This is a genomic window from Pseudomonas sp. GW822-FHT07A10 (assembly GCF_058798795.1).
The window spans coordinates 1-18463 of sequence record NZ_JBXAKV010000005.1 but is presented as its reverse complement, the minus strand read 5'-3'; the positions used below and the strand labels follow the sequence as shown (position 1 = coordinate 18463).

At 59.8% G+C, this 18463-nt stretch carries 14 protein-coding genes; 3 read left to right on the top strand and 11 right to left on the bottom strand.

Features of this window, described 5'->3' with window-relative positions:
• Positions 1-74 precede the first annotated feature (74 nt).
• From AC1RL4_RS10375 to AC1RL4_RS10335, 9 genes are all read right to left on the bottom strand, one after another.
• Positions 75-332, bottom strand: coding sequence for a hypothetical protein (locus AC1RL4_RS10375; RefSeq protein ID WP_018926169.1), 258 nt, complete (start codon positions 330-332; stop codon positions 75-77).
• Positions 329-541, bottom strand: coding sequence for a hypothetical protein (locus AC1RL4_RS10370; RefSeq protein WP_019579305.1), 213 nt, complete (start codon positions 539-541; stop codon positions 329-331). Before AC1RL4_RS10370 ends, AC1RL4_RS10375 begins: the two co-directional genes overlap by 4 nt.
• Before the next feature lie 115 nt (positions 542-656).
• Complete coding sequence (locus tag AC1RL4_RS10365) at positions 657-782, bottom strand: hypothetical protein (RefSeq protein ID WP_019579306.1); 126 nt, start codon at positions 780-782, stop codon at positions 657-659.
• A gap of 205 nt (positions 783-987) precedes the next feature.
• Positions 988-1167 carry a hypothetical protein gene (locus AC1RL4_RS10360; RefSeq protein WP_019650041.1) on the bottom strand — a complete coding sequence of 60 codons (180 nt, stop codon included), beginning with the start codon at positions 1165-1167 and terminating at the stop codon, positions 988-990.
• Between the two features lie 155 nt (positions 1168-1322).
• Positions 1323-2492: a lactonase family protein gene (locus AC1RL4_RS10355; protein ID WP_028940460.1), complete on the bottom strand. Its 1170-nt coding sequence runs from the start codon at positions 2490-2492 to the stop codon at positions 1323-1325.
• Positions 2485-2781, bottom strand: coding sequence for a DUF5629 family protein (locus AC1RL4_RS10350; protein ID WP_493119595.1), 297 nt, complete (start codon positions 2779-2781; stop codon positions 2485-2487). Before AC1RL4_RS10350 ends, AC1RL4_RS10355 begins: the two co-directional genes overlap by 8 nt.
• A gap of 88 nt (positions 2782-2869) precedes the next feature.
• Positions 2870-4450, bottom strand: coding sequence for an aldehyde dehydrogenase (NADP(+)) (locus AC1RL4_RS10345; protein ID WP_230172545.1), 1581 nt, complete (start codon positions 4448-4450; stop codon positions 2870-2872).
• A gap of 10 nt (positions 4451-4460) precedes the next feature.
• Positions 4461-5453, bottom strand: coding sequence for an AraD1 family protein (gene araD1, locus AC1RL4_RS10340; protein WP_096480100.1), 993 nt, complete (start codon positions 5451-5453; stop codon positions 4461-4463).
• 43 nt (positions 5454-5496) lie between these two features.
• Positions 5497-6819 (bottom strand): MFS transporter, encoded by a 1323-nt coding sequence (locus tag AC1RL4_RS10335; protein ID WP_019579310.1) that lies wholly within the window; start codon positions 6817-6819, stop codon positions 5497-5499.
• Between the two features lie 193 nt (positions 6820-7012).
• On the opposite strand from AC1RL4_RS10335, the gene AC1RL4_RS10330 reads away from it, so the two are divergent.
• The 3 genes from AC1RL4_RS10330 to AC1RL4_RS10320 all read left to right on the top strand — a co-directional run bounded on the left by AC1RL4_RS10330 (position 7013) and on the right by AC1RL4_RS10320 (position 14529).
• A complete protein-coding gene (locus AC1RL4_RS10330; protein ID WP_018926177.1) occupies positions 7013-8749 on the top strand; it encodes an IlvD/Edd family dehydratase in 1737 nt (578 codons plus the stop codon).
• A 200-nt stretch (positions 8750-8949) separates the two neighbouring features.
• Entirely contained in the window at positions 8950-9669 is a 720-nt protein-coding gene (locus AC1RL4_RS10325; protein WP_019579311.1) for a FadR/GntR family transcriptional regulator, read from the top strand.
• A gap of 144 nt (positions 9670-9813) precedes the next feature.
• Entirely contained in the window at positions 9814-14529 is a 4716-nt protein-coding gene (locus AC1RL4_RS10320) for a dermonecrotic toxin domain-containing protein (protein WP_230172544.1), read from the top strand.
• Between the two features lie 64 nt (positions 14530-14593).
• Here the strand turns inward: AC1RL4_RS10320 and AC1RL4_RS10315 are convergent, their stop codons facing one another.
• Positions 14594-16978 (bottom strand): efflux RND transporter permease subunit, encoded by a 2385-nt coding sequence (locus tag AC1RL4_RS10315; RefSeq protein WP_096480098.1) that lies wholly within the window; start codon positions 16976-16978, stop codon positions 14594-14596.
• Positions 16979-17006: 28 nt separating this feature from the next.
• Positions 17007-18074 (bottom strand): WD40/YVTN/BNR-like repeat-containing protein, encoded by a 1068-nt coding sequence (locus tag AC1RL4_RS10310; protein ID WP_028940457.1) that lies wholly within the window; start codon positions 18072-18074, stop codon positions 17007-17009.
• Between the last annotated feature and the right edge of the window lie 389 nt (positions 18075-18463).

Here is an 18463-nt window from a genome sequence, read left to right as displayed (position 1 = left end):
GTTTTACGACTGCTTCGCAGCCGAACGCAGCCTTCGGCAGCTGCTACAGGTGTGGGTGTGTGCAGGTAAGGGAATCAGGCCAACACTTCACACATCCCCAACGCCGAGCAATCCACCTGGAATGGCCCGAAAAATTCGCCATTGGATTTGCTCGGCGGATTACCCACCAGCAACTCCAGCGCTTTGGCGGTCTGGATGTTGTGGGCGATGTTGTGGTTGCATTCGATGGCCCGCGCCACCGACCCCGCCGAGCCCTGCCCGATCCCCAACAACGAAGCGCCGTTGGTCATGAACGCCAGGAAGGCGATGACCCAGAGTCTGCGTCCTTTCATGCCCCGGCCACTCCCGCCAAGTCGGCGTCATCAACCACCGCGTGTTGGGCGCGGTGTTCGAACTGGATGCCGGGATAAGCGATCTGAATCGGTGCTTGAAGGCTGTGTTGCGATTGAGCCGAAAGGCTGACGACCAACACCATGGCCACGTAAAGACCAATGGCCAGGTAGGCGCCGTGTTTGGCAGAAGTGAGGATGGTGCTGGCCATGGTGTTCTCCGTGGGCATGTTTCAGTGCCCACAGAATCGATCAAAAAACAGAAGATAACTAGCGACCTTTATGCATAGTAGCTATCAGTTTTATTGATCTTGAACCCAGCGTGTTTCAGTCCTCGATAAAACTCATCAAGCGCTCACGGGCAGCTTCCGGCTCGTTGGGAACGGGCTGGGCAGCCGACAGAATCGGGGTGGAATAGAGAAACAGGAGAACCACTGCCAGACGCATCGCCATGCTGTCGATCCTTTTAGGGAAGGAGTCAAAAAATCAGCGTCAAATTTAAACACATGGCCATGTGATATCAAGCACTACATTGATAGCAATATGATGCTGTCGTAAATGCGTTATGCAGGAGCGACATCACTTCGGGGCTTTTCGACGCCTGTGGGCCGATCGGCAAGTGACTTCGCTCCTGCATAAAGGGTGCAGGGCTGACATTTCAGTGTTGGGTTTTGTGATCCAGCGCGGCGTAGAAGTTGGCGCTCTGTTGCAGGTATTTCTGGGTGTAGCTTTGGGTGTGGGATTTTTTGTCGCTGATTTCAACGTTGGCGCTGGCAGGCAGTGCAACAGTGGCGGAAATAGCGGAAGCGGCGATAACAGAGAAGAGATTGAAGTTCATGGCGGTATTCCTCGATTCAGTTGGCTTGCTTGCCCGGTTGGGCCGTGAAGCAAACTTAACTCCCGAGGGTCGGCGCCTTGAAATGCTTTGTAGCATTAGCCGATATCAGTCTCATTAATAGAAGGTTGCAGGCCCCATCAACCGGGGCCTGCGGCCTATTGACGCAGCAGAAACTTGAGATCGCTCGGGGCATCCATCGGCAGTTTTTGCACGGTTTTGCCCAACAGGCCGGTCTTGGCGTCACGCTCGATGACGACAATCTGGTTGCTCTTCTGGTTGGCAATCAGCACGAATTTGCCGCTCGGGTCGAGACTGAACTCGCGCGGGTGATCGCCGTCCACCGAGCGACGCTGAAGTTCCTTGAGGTGGCCGGTTGCCGGGTCGATGGCGAACACCAGCAACTGATTGGCGGTGCCACGGTTGCTGACGTAAAGGAACTTGCCATCAGCCGAGGCGTGAAGCGCAGCCGCAGCCTTGCCCGATGTGGGCAGCCCCGCCGCCAGATCGACCAACTGCGTTTGCTCGAGTTTGCCGTCCTGATGGTCGAACACCGCCACCTGCGCGCTCATTTCCAGGGTCAGCCAGGCGTGCTTGCCATCAGCGCTGAACAGCAAATGTCGCGGCCCGCTGCCGGGTGGCAACTGGACGGACGCGGGCTTGGCGGCAGTCAACGGCAGTTCCGGATTGGCCTTGGGGTCGAAGCGATAGACAAAGACCTTGTCCGCGCCCAGGTCATTGGAAAACACGTAGCGGCCGTCCGGCGAAGAAACCACCGAATGCACGTGCGCCGACATCTGCCGCTCGGGGTTGACTCGGCTGGCCGGATGACTGCTCATCTGCACCACCGGTTTAAGCGTGCCATCGCTGCCCACCGGTAACACCGCCAGGGTGCCACCCGGGTCTTCAGCCACCGAGTAGTTGCTGACAAACAGATGGCTGGCATCACCGCTGATGCTCGAATGGGTCGGCTCGTTGCCCAGGGTTTGCATCTGATTGATCAGGCTCAGCTCATGGGTTTTCGGATCGATTGCGTAACTGCTGACGCGCCCTACCGGATCGGCCTGCCCCGGGCCGTTTTCGTTGACCGCGAACAAGCGACGTTGATCCTTGGACACGGTCAGCCAGGACGGGTTGGCGCTCTTCACCACTTGCAGCGGCTTGGCATCGATCTGCCCGGTGCGGCTGTCGAAGTTCAGGCGATAAATCCCCTGGCTCTGGCCGGCGGTGTACGACCCCACCAGCAACTCGTAGCTGTCGACCGGCGCCGCCTGCACGCCCATCGCGCCGACGCTGCCGGCGATCAACAGTGGCCAGAAGTTACGCATCCTCATTCGTTTCGTCCTCGTCATCCTGACCACCAAACGCTTCCATAGGCACCAGCCGGTGTTCACCGGAATCACCGATGATGATCCAGCTCTTCAAATCGGGATCGAAAGTCGCCGCCTTGATCTGCGCCATGCTGAACTCCCAGCGCTTGAGCGCCCGACCGTCCATGCATTCGATGTGCAGGTTATCGTCTTCATCGAGAGAGAAATCGAAAGCGTACAACCCGTCGATCTCCAGCATGTCGCAATGTTCGAGGGCGTTGAGCAAGGTGTCGTTTACGGCAGTCATGGCAGTCAATCTTTGAATGGGAAAGGGCAATGATAGCTCAATGCGGGAACGGACTGTGGCGAGGGGGCTTGCCCCCTCGCCACAGCGGTTAGAGGGCATCGCGCGATGGTTTGCCATCGACCAGGCGCTGGATACGCAACGGATTGCCATTCTTCAACGCGTCCGGCAGCAGGCTGTCGGGGTAGTTCTGGAAGCACACCGGGCGCAGGAAACGGTCGATGGCCAGGGTGCCCACCGAAGTGCCGCGCGCATCGGAAGTCGCCGGATACGGCCCGCCATGGACCATCGAATCGCAGACTTCCACACCGGTCGGATAACCGTTGAGCAAGATCCGCCCGACCTTCTGCTCCAACAAGGACGTCAGCTCGCCGAAGCGTTCGAAGTCCGCCGGCTCACCGATAATCGTTGCCGTCAGTTGCCCGTGCAGGCCGTTCAGCGCAGCACTGAGTTGCGCCTGATCCGCCACTTCAACAAACACCGTGGTCGGGCCGAACACTTCCTCTTGCAGCACTTCATCGCCATCGAGCAACAGACTCACATCCGCCTTGAACAATTGCGGCTGCGCCTGATTGCCTTGTTGCGGATTACCGGCCAAGTGCTCGATTTTCGGATGCGAAAGAAGCTTGTGCAGGCCTTTGCCATAGCTGCTCAAGGTGCCGGCGTTGAGCATGGTTTGCGCCGGCTGATCGCCGATCAGCCCGGCCACCTGTTGCACGAACGCACTGAACTGCGGCGAACGAATGCCGATCACCAGCCCCGGATTGGTACAGAACTGCCCGCAGCCCTGCACCACCGAAGCCGTAAGGTCACGGGCAATGCTTTCAGCACGAACTTCCAGCGCCTGCGGCAACACGATCACCGGGTTGATGCTCGACATCTCGGCGAACACCGGAATCGGCTGCGGCCGTGCCGCGGCCATGTCGCACAGCGCCCGACCGCCTTTCAGTGAACCGGTAAAACCGACCGCCTGAATCGCCGGGTGCTTGACCAGTGCTTCCCCTACTCCACCACCGTAGATCATGTTGAACACACCGGCCGGCATGGCGGTTTTTTCAGCGGCGCGAATCACCGCGTCGGCCACCCATTCAGCGGTTGCCATGTGGCCGCTGTGGGCCTTGAACACCACCGGGCAGCCGGCGGCCAAGGCGGAAGCGGTGTCGCCACCCGCCGTGGAAAACGCCAACGGAAAGTTACTCGCGCCAAACACCGCCACCGGCCCCAGGCCAATGCGGTACTGACGCAGGTCCGGACGCGGCAGTGGCTGGCGTTCCGGCAGCGCCAGATCGATCCGCGCGCCATAGAAATCACCACGCCGCAGCACCTTGGCGAACAGACGCATCTGGCCGCTGGTGCGCCCACGCTCACCTTGAATCCGCGCCGTCGGCAATGCGGTTTCGCGGCAGACCACAGCCACGAACTCATCGCCCAGGGCGTCCAGTTCATCGGCAATCGTGTCCAGAAATTGCGCACGGCGCTCGGCGCTCAGGCTGCGATAGGCCGGGTAAGCGGCGGCGGCGGCCTTCGCGGCGGCGTCGACTTCTGCAGCAGTGGCCTGGTAGAAATCGTGGGGCAAAGCCTCGCCAGTGCTGGCATCGACGCTTTGCAGTTTGACGGTGCCGGCAGCGCTGCGCTCACCGCCAATGTAGTTGTGACCAAGAATCCGGGTCATGGGTGTCTCCTTAAAGTGTGCCGACGGTGCCGGGTTCGAACGCTGCTTCAACCGGAGCGATGCCGTTGATCAAGGGGGCGCCGAACTCGGCCTGGCTGATCTCGAACACATCGCCCGGCCGGGTACGGATGCCGTCGGCGAAGGACAGGGTCGCGGTGCCGAAGAAGTGGATGTGCACGTCGCCGGGGCGCAGGAACTGGCTGTACTTGAAATGGTGGTACTCGAGGTTTTCCAGGCTGTGGCACATGTTGGCTTCGCCACTGAGGAACTCGTTCTGCCACAGCACTTCGCCGTCGCGCAGAATGCGGCTGGTGCCCGCCAGGTGTTGTGGCAATTCGCCGACCCGAAGCTCCGGGCCATAGCTGCAACTGCGCAGTTTCGAATGGGCCAGGTAAAGGTAATTCTTGCGTTCCATCACGTGATCGGAGAACTCGTTACCCACAGCAAAACCGAGGCGATACGGTTTGCCGTCATGGCCGATGACATAGAGGCCGCTAAGCTCGGGCTCTTCCCCAGCATCTTCAGCAAAGGGCGGTAGCGGGAAAGGCTTGCCCGGTCTCACGACGATGCTGCCGTCGCCCTTGTAGAACCACTCCGGTTGTACACCGGCCTGGCCGGCTGCAGGTTTACCGCCCTCCACGCCCCACTTGAAGATGCGCATGGTGTCGGTCATCGCCGCTTCATCGCCGGCCTGCTGGTGCATTTTGTCCCGAGCCGAGGCGCTGCCCAAATGGGTCAGGCCGGTGCCGCTGACCAGCATATGCGCCGGGTCCGGGTGATCCAGCGGCGGCAGGATGCGCAGCTTGGCCAGCAGCTCGGCATAGTTGTGGCTGATGCCCAGCCCCAGGGTTTGAACCTGTCGCTCAAGACTGGTGCCCGCCTCGATCGCCGCCAGCGCCAGATCCCGCACCGTATGCGCATCCTGCACTTCACGCACCAGACCGTCTTCGACCACGCCGACGCGGCGTTCGCCATTACTCAATTCGAACTGAACTAAACGCATGAACCTTCTCCTGTTAATGCAAAACTTGTTGGCCAATCTCGCGTCAGGTACGGGTAGCACCGCGGGCACTTGCCGCGAACTGGTCGGCCGGCAGCACGTGCTTGCGTTCCAGCAGGCGATACACCACGCCGGTCAGAACCAGGCCGAACACCATCACGCAGGACAGGAAATACAGCCCCGACGCCAGGTTGCCGGTGTACTCCTTCAGCGCACCGATCACGAACGGGCCGATGTAGCCGCCGAGGTTACCCACCGAATTGATCAACGCGATTCCTGCCGCCGCACTGGCGCCGGCGAAGAAGCGCCCCGGCAAGGTCCAGAACACCGCCGTGCAGGAAAACAGCGCGAATGCCACCAGGCACAGCGCCGCCAGTTGCAGCACCGGCACCGACAGCCAGGCGCTGAGGAACAGGCCGATGGCACCCAACACATACAGCACCGCCAGATGACCGTAGCGATCATTGAGGCGGTCGGAACTGCGCGGAATGATCAGCAAACCGATGATTCCGAAGATGTACGGCACCGATGACACGAACCCGGTCACCAGGTCCGTGCCACCGAACTGCTTGATCAGCGTCGGCAGCCACAAACCGAGGCCATAGATGCTCAAGGTCACCGGCAGATAGAACAGCGCCAGCAGCAACACCCGTTTGTCCTTCAGTGCATGCAACGGATTGCCGTGGCAGGTCTGGCCATACTCGGCGAGGTCTTTTTTCAGTTCCCCGGTCAGCCAGTCTTTCTCGGATTGATCCAGCCATTTCACTTGGTCCGGGCCGTCCGGCAAGTAGCGCAGCACCGGCCAGGTCAGCAGGATCGCTGGCGTGCCGATGACGATGAACAGCCACTGCCAGCCGTGCAGACCAAGCATGCCGTCCATGCCGAGCAAGCCGCCGGACACCGGGCCGGTGATCATCATGGCGATGGGTTGGGAAAGGATGAACAGCCCGAGGATCTTGCCGCGATGGCGAATCGGGAACCATTGGGTGATGTAGTACAGCACGCCCGGGAAGAACCCGGCTTCGGCCGCGCCGAGCAGAAAACGCATCACATAGAAGCTGTTCGGGCCCTGGACAAACGCCATGCCGATGGTGATAGCACCCCAGGTGACCATGATCCGCGCGAACCAGCGGCGGGCGCCGAAGCGGTCGAGCATCAGGTTGCTGGGGATCTCCAGCAGAAAGTAGCCAATGAAGAACAGCCCGGCGCCAAATCCGTAAGCCGCATCACCGATGCCCACGTCGGCGCCCATGTGCAGCTTGGCGAACCCCACGGCGGAGCGATCCACATAGGCGATCAGGTACAGCAGGATCAGGAAGGGAATCAGTTTCAACGTGATGCGACGGATAAGCCGCAATTCCTGGCTCATGAGTTCGGTCTCCGATTGTTGTTGTTATAGAACCTCGGGGGACGCCTCTCGCGGAAAACCACCAGGGCCATCCCTCCGTTGAAATCGACTATATAGTATTACTATTTAACCAACAACACTTCCAAACAGCCGAAATTGCGCTTATGTTACGCCACAGCTCGAACAATATAGTCATACAATAAGAGAACCGACCATGACTGATAAGAAACCCACCCTGCGCTCCGCCCAATGGTTTGGCACTGCCGACAAGAACGGCTTCATGTACCGCAGCTGGATGAAGAATCAGGGCATCGCCGACCATCAGTTCCACGGCAAGCCGATCATCGGCATTTGCAACACCTGGTCGGAACTGACTCCGTGCAACGCGCATTTCCGCCAGATCGCGGAGCACGTCAAACGCGGGGTGATCGAAGCCGGTGGCTTTCCTGTGGAATTCCCGGTGTTCTCCAACGGCGAATCGAACCTGCGCCCCACCGCCATGCTCACCCGTAACTTGGCGAGCATGGACGTCGAGGAAGCCATTCGCGGCAACCCGATCGATGGCGTGGTGCTGCTCACCGGTTGCGACAAAACCACTCCGGCGCTGCTGATGGGCGCGGCCAGTTGCGACGTGCCGGCGATCGTCGTCACCGGCGGGCCGATGCTCAATGGCAAGCACAAGGGCCAGGACATTGGTTCAGGCACGGTGGTGTGGCAGCTCAGCGAACAGGTCAAGGCTGGCACGATCACCCTTGATGATTTCCTCGCGGCCGAGGGCGGCATGTCCCGTTCCGCCGGCACCTGCAACACCATGGGCACCGCCTCGACCATGGCTTGCATGGCTGAAGCACTGGGCACTTCCCTGCCCCACAACGCGGCGATTCCGGCGGTGGATGCCCGCCGTTATGTACTTGCGCACATGTCCGGCATGCGTGCGGTGGAGATGGTTCGCGAAGATTTGAAGCTGTCGAAAATCCTCACCAAGGAAGCCTTCGAAAACGCCATCCGGGTGAACGCTGCCATCGGCGGCTCGACTAACGCGGTGATCCATTTGAAAGCCATCGCCGGGCGCATCGGTGTCGAACTGGACCTGGATGACTGGACCCGCATCGGTCGCGGCATGCCGACCATTGTCGACCTGCAACCGTCCGGGCGCTTCCTGATGGAAGAGTTCTACTACGCTGGTGGCTTGCCTGCGGTGCTGCGTCGCCTGGGCGAAGCCAACCTGATTCCGAACCCGAACGCCCTCACCGTCAACGGCAAAACCCTCGGCGAAAACACCAAGGACGCGCCGATCTATGGCCAGGACGAAGTGATCCGCACCCTCGACAACCCGATCCGCGCCGACGGCGGCATCTGTGTGCTGCGCGGTAACCTGGCGCCACTGGGTGCGGTGCTCAAACCCTCCGCAGCGAGTGCCGAGCTGATGCAACATCGTGGGCGCGCGGTGGTGTTCGAGAACTTCGATATGTACAAGGCGCGGATCAACGATCCGGAACTGGACGTGGACGCCAACTCGATTCTGGTGATGAAAAACTGCGGGCCGAAGGGTTATCCGGGCATGGCCGAAGTCGGCAACATGGGCTTGCCGGCCAAGCTGCTGGCCCAGGGTGTGACGGATATGGTGCGCATTTCCGACGCACGCATGAGCGGCACGGCGTACGGTACCGTGGTCTTGCATGTGGCACCGGAAGCCGCCGCCGGCGGGCCTTTGGCGGCAGTGAAGGAAGGCGACTGGATCGAGCTCGATTGCGCCAGTGGACGTTTGCATCTGGACATTCCGGATGCCGAACTGGCCGCGCGCATGGCCGATCTGCAACCGCCACAACAGTTGCTGGTGGGCGGCTATCGCCAGCTGTACATCGACCATGTGCTGCAGGCGGATCAGGGCTGCGACTTCGACTTCCTGGTCGGTTGTCGTGGAGCCGAGGTGCCGCGTCACTCTCACTGACCCTTTCGCCGATCGTTCCCACGCTCCGCGTGGGAATGCCTCAAGGGACGCTCCGCGTCCCCGCACGGAAAGTGACGCGGAGCGTCACGGTCTGTATTCCCACGCAGAGCGTGGGAACGATCATCAAAGGGCTGGATCGCCCACCACTCGCGCCTGCTATCATGCGCAGCACCCCATCGCACAGGACCGCGCCGTTCCCCATGGATTACCGCAAACCCTCCGACCGCAAAAGCATGCACTCGCGCATCGTCCAGGAACTGGGCATGCAGATTGTCTCGGGACGCTTCAAACCGGACGACAAACTGCCCGCCGAAGCCCTGTTGTGCGAGGAATACGCGGTCAGCCGGCCAGTCCTGCGCGAAGCGACCCGAGTGCTGGTTGCCAAGGGCCTGGTGTATTCCCGTCCGCGGGTCGGCACCGTGGTCAAGCCGCGCCGGGAATGGCACATGCTCGACCCGGACGTGTTGCACTGGTTGATGCAAAGCAGCCCGCAGAATGAGTTCTTCAGCCTGCTGACCAGCGTGCGCAGCATCATCGAACCGGCCGCGGCAGCCCTGGCCGCGCAGTTCGCCACCGACGCAGACATCGCCTCCATCGGTGAAGCCTACCAACGCATGGAAGCCGCGCCGACGCCTGAAGCCTTGTTGCAACCGGACCTGGATTTCCACAGCCGCATCGCCGACGCGACCCACAACGACTTGCTGGCGAACCTGTGCAACATGTTGTCGGTGGCGATTGCCGAAGCCTTGAAGCACTCCAACCAACGGCCGAACCTTCATGAACTGGCGTTGCCTCGGCATAAGGCGATTCTCACGGCTATCGAGAATCGCGATGCGCTGGGTGCGCGGCATGCGACGTTGGTGCAACTGGACGATGCGCGTAATGCGCTGAATGTGGTGCTCGGCACCGATCCCTCATAACCACCACAATTCCCCTGGGCTCATTGCCGCCACGTAGTCATCACTTAGATCATCGAATTGTCGGATCTGCGGTATCCCGTTACCGCACATCCATTCCGGCCTCGCCTTACTTTGCGTAACTCAACCCATGCAAAGGATTGCATCATGCCGATACCTGCATCCCCCCCTGCCACGGCGGATTTGACCAACATCATCGCGCACGCCGTCAGCGCCCGCTTCAGCTCCCGCCCCACCCTGCGCTCGGAAACCGCTCGCCTGCTCAAGGACGGCGTACTGGAAAAGTACCCGCAACTGGACTTCGACCCTGAGCGAACCAAAATCGCGCAGCCGATTCCCAACGGGGCCTGGCGCCTCACGTTGCTGCTGGACTTGGTACTGGATTATCTGGCCAGCGGCACGCCTGTCGATTTCAGCGAGCAGTTCAGTCGTGCCTGCTTTCTGACCAACCGTGCGCCCGCGCAACTGACTGTCGGCAAAACCACATCGAGCCTGCCTGATCTCCAGGTGATTGCGGGGGTCATCCTTGAGCTGCCCGACTTGCTGCACATCGGGCTTCAGGAATCGCTGACCCTTTACTGGAACCAGCAGGACGAGACCGGCGTCAGCCGCTGGCAATGGCTGGGAGACTTGCTGGCCGGTGTCCTGCAGACATCCGCGACCCGCCTGTCGAAAAGCGACCCGGTGCAGGCCGGGATTCTCACGGAGCTGGCCAGCTACCCGGACAACCTGCAGCGTCTCCAGCAGCCCCGGTCAATAGGCCCAATACAAGCCTGCACCCTGCAAACCACCCTGACCAAAGGTGACGTTTCGATTACGCTGCTGGCCTCCGAGCTCCTGGTGACTTGTGGTGAAACCCATTTGTTGTGCAGCGTGACCGGCAAAATCGAGCCCTTCTCTTCCCTGGAAGCTTTCGGCCTGGCTTGGGGCGCACGGTTTCAGCAGGCATACAAAGCCGATGTCATCACCTGGAAGCGATTTGAGCCGGACGGTAACATCTTTGACATTCAGGCTGCCCTGCTCCTGAACCGGCAACTGGAAGATCTGGCTGCGCTCAAACTGCCCGCCAGCCAGGGCCTGGGCGAGTTGGCGAAACACGTTGACGCGATCACCGAAGTCGCCACGCTGTTCATCGATAGCCAACCGGTCGATGCCGTTTTTCAACCGATACAGGCATCGATTCCCAGGTGGTTGCAAGCGGCGACACCCACTGACCGCATGGCCTATCGCAAGCATGTCCTGGCCATGGCCAGCGTCAAGCAACAGACCCAGGGGCGCACCTTCAACGATGGCATCGACGACCTTCGTACGTTTGCCCGAAAAGCCTTGCACAAGCAGATGCAGGAAGATTATCCGCTGGCGCCCGGTTACAACTCCGACGAGCTGGAACTGACCTTTCATGTACCCGTCGGTGACCTCGGCAGCGGCTACATCGAAACCGTCAAAATGACCCTGACCGAGCTGGCGATCAACAATCTCGCCGCAAAACCCAAGGGCCGCATGACTGTCCGTCACACGGGAGACCAACTGATTCAGCAGTGGACTACCGACGCCTATCTGCTGGACCTGGTGAGCCGGGTCAATGTCGGCCAGCACTATCCCGAACTGATCGAAACCTTACTGCTCGGCCAGACCGACGACGCACGGGAGCGGGAACGATTGTTCGCGCTGGAACTGTCGGTTCATCTCCCCCTGCTGGCCCTCGAGCATTCGATCAAGAGTGAGCACGGGTTCACCCATCTGGGGTATCGCTATGTCAATGCGTTGATGAATCGCACCGCCGCCGAACGGGTCGTCGATGAACAGGCCGTGGTCATCCGGCCCCTGGCCTTCCAACGCAAGGACGGCGCCGACTGTGATGTGGCCGCCAACATGTTCATCATCGAGCCCAAAGACTTGCAGGCCAGTGGTCCACATATCCTCTATCGCCCGTTGTACACCCCGTCACTGCAGCAATACGCCGCACGCAGCGACTTGCTCAAAGCGGTCGCGCAACAGGGCGCGCTGCAAACCAGCGTGCTGACCTGGCTCCCGGACCGCGCACGTCCGGTTTACGACAACAACGGTTTCAACGAACCGCATATCAACCACTTTCACATCAGCGACGAGTTCTCACCACCCGACAAGCCGAAACCGGCGATTCTGGCAGGCGACGAACCTGCGGCCCAGTGGCTCAGTGCACTGGAGGAAGGTCGATTGCCGGCCAGCCTGTTCGCCAGCAACGCCCGGGCGCTGGCCGATCTGGCTGACAGGCAATCGGTGTCCAATGCCGAAAGCCGTTGGGCGATCATCCTTGAGGGTGGCTGGCTGGTCTTTAACAACCTGGTACTGCCACTGTTGCGCGGCCCGGCAATGCTGGTGGGCTGGATGCTGCAAATCACCCATAGCCTGATCAACGACCTGCCCGCACTGGACAGTGATGACCCAACTACCCGGAATCTGGCCTGGGTCGATGTGCTCTTGAACATCGGCCTGCTCCTTTTGCACGTCGCACGAACTCAAGGTGAACGGCCTGCACTGGCGCCAGAGCGCATGGGCGAAAACGCTCCGGTGACCCTCGATCCGCTGCGCCGTCTGTTGCCACTGGACTTGCTGAATCCCGAGACAAACATCACTCAAGAAACACCCGGACTGCCCTCCGAACCGCCAGGCAGTGGCGATACGTTGCTGGATTTCAACCTGTCGACCGCTCGGGACTCGACCTCGGCGCGGCTGTTCAACAGGCTGCAAGCGGTCAAGGTTGCATGGCCCGCGTCCCTGCCAGAGCCTGTTGCAAGCGGTCCGTTCAAGGGTCTGTACCGGATCGACGACAAATGGCACGTCACGGTCGCCGGCCTGCTGTTTCGCGTGAGTGTCGTGCCCGGTTTCGGTGAGGCCTACCTGGTGCATCCCGAGCATCCCGACCATCCGGGAATCAAGCTCAAAACCGATGGATACGGCCGGTGGACGCTGGATCAAGGGCTGAAACTGCTCGGCGGAGGACGTAACGCCAGGCGGGATGCCCTGCGCGAGAGCAAACAACAACGCATCAGCCTGCTGGCACTGAACCACCAGGAATTCTTGCAGCAACAGACGCAGGTGCAAAAACGCGTTGATATCGCGGAAAAGCTGATGGAGCTGAAAACAAACGACCCCGCCAGCAGCGAGCAGGATCGCGCCACTTTTCGCCAACGGTTCGCGGACGAACTGGATAAACAGAGCGCAACCTATGTCACGGCGCTTGCCGAAATCCGCGAAAAAAGCGCTCTGAGCAAAACTGATCCCGATCCAAACCTGCAGCGCAGCCTGCTGGAGAATCTCATCAACAACGCGCGCAAACGTATTGTCATCGCCGACCGGGAACGGGAAGCCACCCATCGAACTTACGCGGACTTGACCCGCGGTATCGAACACTTGCGCGAAGCAATCAAGGACAAGGGCAACGTCGTGCTGGATCGATACTTCGAATTCATGCGCAGGACCTCCGAAGTCAACGAAACCATGATCAGGTTCTACGAAGAAACAGAGAGCCGACTTGCGGAGCTTAAACACCTGTCTCGCTTGGGCTTCGAGGACTGGAAACGGTTGACCGACAATCGCTCCGAAAATGAATTGACCGCATTGCGAGTCAAATCCTACCAACTGAGCATCTTGCGTATTCTCAGCCTGAAGGAACTGGGAAGCGCCACCATGACCCCACTCGAACGCGCGCTCGATCCCCTGATGTTACTGTCTCGCTCCCATTCCGAACTGCAAACGTCTCGCACTTATAACAACAGCGATCGGATCGCCGTTCTGGACAACCTGGTCGATCACTACCGCAAAGCACTGGACGGGCTTGAAAGTATCGGCATCTTCAATGCCGAAGAATTACAGCCGGCGGCCTTCAATCGCCTGCGAGAGATCATCGGTGAACTGCGCCTCGATGCCGAGCGACGTCTGGCCGACGACCTTCAATATCTCCCGCAACCTTCGGTCTCCGAGCCTGGTCCGTCTTCACCCGGAGCCAGCAAGCCCCCGATCCAGCGCCCCTCTTCATGGGCCAGTCGCAAGCGGGTCATCAAAACCGCCAAGGGCACTCTGATCGGTGATATTCGCCCCCGCGTGGCTAACCAGGGTGGAGACATTGTTGATATCAACGGTCCACTTGAAGATGCACCACTGGCTTCGTTCCATGAACATGAACCGAATGTCTGGGTAGAAATGGTCGAGGTCAGGCAGCCCGCGCCCAAGACCTCCGCACACTCCTACGCACAGCTCAAAGGGGATGCCCGCAAGGCCATCGCCAATGTCGAAAAGCAGGTAAGGAAAATCGAAGGTTACGTGCAACGCGCAAGCTCACCCAAGGAAATTGAAGAGCAATTGCAGCGCGAAGCACAAAAGCTGACCGGGTATGCCGAGGGCCTGGAACACCACGAGGCACCCTCGCCAAACCGGGAACAAGATGCCTCGTTAATCCGCGATTTACGCGATCACGCGCGAGCCCTCGACAGTAAGGCATCAGAACTGCGCATCCGCATGACACTGGCCCAGCCCCCCAGCAGTGAGGGTGTGGAGTTTCTGTTACGGTGCAAGGAGGTTTACCCACGCATGATTGGCAATCGCGTACAACTGAAAACCGGACGTAAAGACTTCATGCAGGAGTACGTCCTGTTGAACAAAGACGATCAACCCTGGGGGTACGCACATTTTCACTATGAGCGCTTCGATGATGCCAAGACGCAATATACCCAGGCCCATCTGAAAACCAGGGAACAACGCTTCGAAACCTACGAGTCGGCGATGGCCAAGGCTACAGATCCGAAACAGAAAATCGATATCCACCGCGGGATCATCAGCAAGGAACTGGCCAACAGTGCATTCCTGACGCTACAACCACGCTGAGTGACTCGGTCCCCCATAAAAAAAGCCGCAACCTGAGTTGCGGCTTTTTGGGTCAGGCTTACGCCTAGTGAGCAAACAGCGAGTTGCCCTTCTGTCCTGCCAGTTTTTCCGGCTTGATCAGGAACCGCGCCAGCGCCGGCAACAACCACAACGCGCCGAACATGTTCCAGAGCAGCATGAAGGTCAGCATCAGACCCATGTCGGCCTGGAACTTGATCGCCGAGAAAATCCAGGTGCACACGCCGATTGCCAGGCACAGACCGGTGAACAGCACAGCCTTGCCGGTGGATTTCAGCGTCTGGTAGTACGCCTCTTGCAGCGGCAGACCGGCACGCAGGAAGCTTTCCAGGCGACTGTAGATGTAGATCCCGTAATCCACGCCGATCCCCACCCCGAGTGCCACCACTGGCAAGGTCGCCACTTTCACACCGATGCCCATGAACGCCATCAGTGCGTTGCCGAGCACCGAGGTCAGCACCAGCGGCAGCACGATGCACAAGGTCGCCGCCCAGGAACGGAAGGTGATCATGCACATGGTCGCGACGCAGATGTACACCAGCACCAGTATCGTCAGTTCGGAACGCTTGATCACTTCGTTGGTGGCGGCCTCGATCCCGGCATTACCGGCGGCGAGGAGGAATTCCAGGCCTTCCTTGTTGTTGTCCTTGGCGAAGTCCTGCACCGCATGAACCGCGCGATCCAGGGTTTCGGCCTTGTGATCGTTGAGGAACACCAGCACCGGCGCCAGGGAGCAATTGTTGTTGTACAGACCATCGGCACGGGCGATGGAGTTGTTCAGCACGTCCGGATTGCGCGACAGGGTTTCCCATTTCAGGTTGCCCTCGTTCATGCCCTTGATCATTTGCTTGGACACGGTCACCAGCGAGATCGCCGACTGCACGCCCTCGGTGTTCTGCATCTTCCACATCAGCTCGTCGATCGGTGCCATGGCCTCATAGCGCGAGCAACCTTCGGGCTTGGTCTTGACCATTACCACCAGCACGTCGGAACTGGTGGAATAGTTGTTGATGATGAAGCTGTTGTCCTTGTTGTAGCGCGAGTCTGGGCGTAGTTCCGGCGCGCCCTGGTCGAGGTCACCGATTTTCAGGTTCTGGCTGTACCAGAGGCCACCACCGAACGCGATCAGCGCCAGGACAATGGACACCGGTGCGACTTTCGCGCTGGCGAAGTTCGACAGCATGCGCCAGAAGGGATGCTCGCGGTGCGCGTCTTTCTTGCTGCGGTCGACGGCGCGTTTGCTGATACCCACGTAGGAAATGGCAACCGGCAGCAGGATCAGGTTGGTGAATACGATCACCGCCACGCCGATGGACGCGCCGATAGCCAGTTCGCGAATCACGCCGATGTCGATGATCAGCAGCGTGATAAAACCCACCGCATCCGCGAGAATCGCGATCATCCCCGGCAGGAACAACTGACGGAATGTTCGCCGCGCCGCGGTCAGTGCGTTCTCTGCCTCGCTGGATTGCAAGGCGATACCGTTGATTTTCTGCACGCCGTGGGAAATCCCGATGGCGAAGATCAGGAACGGCACCAGCATCGAGTACGGATCCAGCCCGAAGCCGAAAAAGTGCATCAAGCCGAGCTGCCAGACCACCGCCACCAGCGTCGTGCTCAGTACTGCCACGGTGCTGCGCATGCAGTTGGTGAACCAGTACAGCAGGATCAGGGTAATGACGAAGGCGACGCCGAAGAACATCACCACCATGACCAGCCCATCGATCAGGTCGCCGACTTTCTTGGCGAACCCGACAATGTGGATCTTCACGTTGGGGTTCTGGGCTTCGAACTTGTTGCGGATCTTGTCTTCAAGTTCATGCGAGAACTTGCGGTAGTCCAGCGCCAGTAACTTGCCCTGGTCTTGCGGGTCCGGATAGGACTCCAGCAGCGGGATGTCGACGATGCTCGACTTGAAGTCGTTGGCCACCAGGCGCCCGACCTGCCCGGACTTGAGCACATTGTTGCGCAACAGGTCGAGGCTTTGCTGGGAACCGTTATAGCTCTGGGGGATCACTTCACCACCGGCGAAGCCCTCCTCCGTCACCTCGGTCCAGCGCACGCTCGGGCTCCACAGCGACTTGAGGCCGGAACGGTCGACGCCGGAGATGTAGAACACCTCGTCGTTGATCTGGCGCAGAGTCTCCATGTACTCCTTGGAGAAGATGTCGCCATCGGTGGCTTCAACGGAAATCCGTACGGTGTTGCCCAGGTTCGCCAGATCGTTGCGGTGCTCCATCATCTTTTCAATGAACGGATGCTCGAGCGGGATCATTTTTTCGAAACTGGTGGACGGCCGGATCAGCGTCGCCTGCCAGAACAGGAAAATACTGACCAGCAGGCAGATGACGATCACCGCCGGGCGGTTGTTGAAGATCAGGCGCTCAAGAAACGTCGCCTTGTCCTGATGAGGAGTGCTTAAGGATGTCATAGACCCGCCTTCTTATTATTTGCCCGGCTCATTTGGACGACCCGTTTGTTCCATTCTCTGCACCCGTTGGCGAGGTGACGCGAACGCCGCCCTGACCTGCCAGAATCAGATTACCGTTGCCCGCCGCCGTGACCGACGAGACGGAAATGCGATCGGGACGGTTGAACACACTGAAGGTTTCGCCGTCGTCGCTGCTGCGAATGACACTGCCGCCGTTGCCGACGATCACGATGGAGCCGTCGTCGAGCAACGTGGCGCCGGACAGGCCGAATTCCAGCGCACCGCGTGCAGCCTTGAGCTCGACCTGCTCCCACGTGGTGCCGAAATCCGTGGAGCGGTAAAGATTGCCCCGCAAGCCGTAGACCAGCAGCGTGGCCGGTTGCGCGGTGCCGATGACGCCGAACAGCGAGCCCTCGTAGGGGCCTTCAAGCTTTTCCCAGGTCTGCCCTTCATCGCCGGAACGGAACATGCTGCCCTGCTCGCCGACGATGAAAATGCCGGAATCCTTGACTGCAGCGATGGCGTTGAGGTGGTACTGGTCTTCGTTGGCCAGGCGATCGCTGACGTCTTCCCAGTTCTTGCCACCGTCGGTGGTTTCCAGCAAGGCACCGTAGGCGCCCACGGCAAAGCCGCTGTTGACGTCCTTGAACCAGACGTCGAGCAGCGGCGATTCGCGTCGCAGGTCTTCGAATTGTTTGCTCCAGGTGACACCGCCGTCTTCACTGGCGAGGATCTGCGCGTCATGGCCGACGGCCCAACCGTGCTTGTCATCGACAAAAAATACCGCTGTCAGCAGTTGCCGGGTCGGCACCTTGGCTTGGGTCCAGGTCGCGCCCTGGTCATCGGAATACAGAATATGCCCGCGATCGCCGACCGCCACCAGGCGTTTGCCGGCATGCACGACATCGAGCATCAGGCCTTTGCTGGCCTTGGCGGATTCAATGGAATAAACCACGTCGGTGGTCGGCGCGGCAGCGGCCAGCACAGGAGCCGACAACACGGCACAACCCAACAGCGAGAGCGCTGTAGCCAGCAACGCGAACCTGCGTAACGCCGGCGGGCGGCAAATACTCACACCCATGACAGGCTCACTCATAGACCTTCCCCCATTATTATTGTTAGGTCATTCAACCTTTCAGGGCGCCGTAAGGGGGTGCTCACCGGGACTGCCCTATTCCAGAGCATAGTCCTGAAACCCGCAATCCAGAGCCCCTTCGGAAGCTGGGCTTATCCTATCGGGGTTTGGAAAGGTCTGACAATCGACGCCACGTTATGTTTTGTTAACCGGGGGGATATGGGGTGTGGGTGAATGGGGAGGCATTCGGAGCGGTGATTGGAGTCTGGGGTCTGGGGTCTGGGGTACATATCCGTTTCTGCGGTAACGGCGGCTATTGGTTCCGCTCTTACAGCCATCCCTTTCAAGGTCTTTTCGTTTTGGCGGCCTTGATTACCCGGTCCGTTGAAACATGTGCATGCACCGCAGTG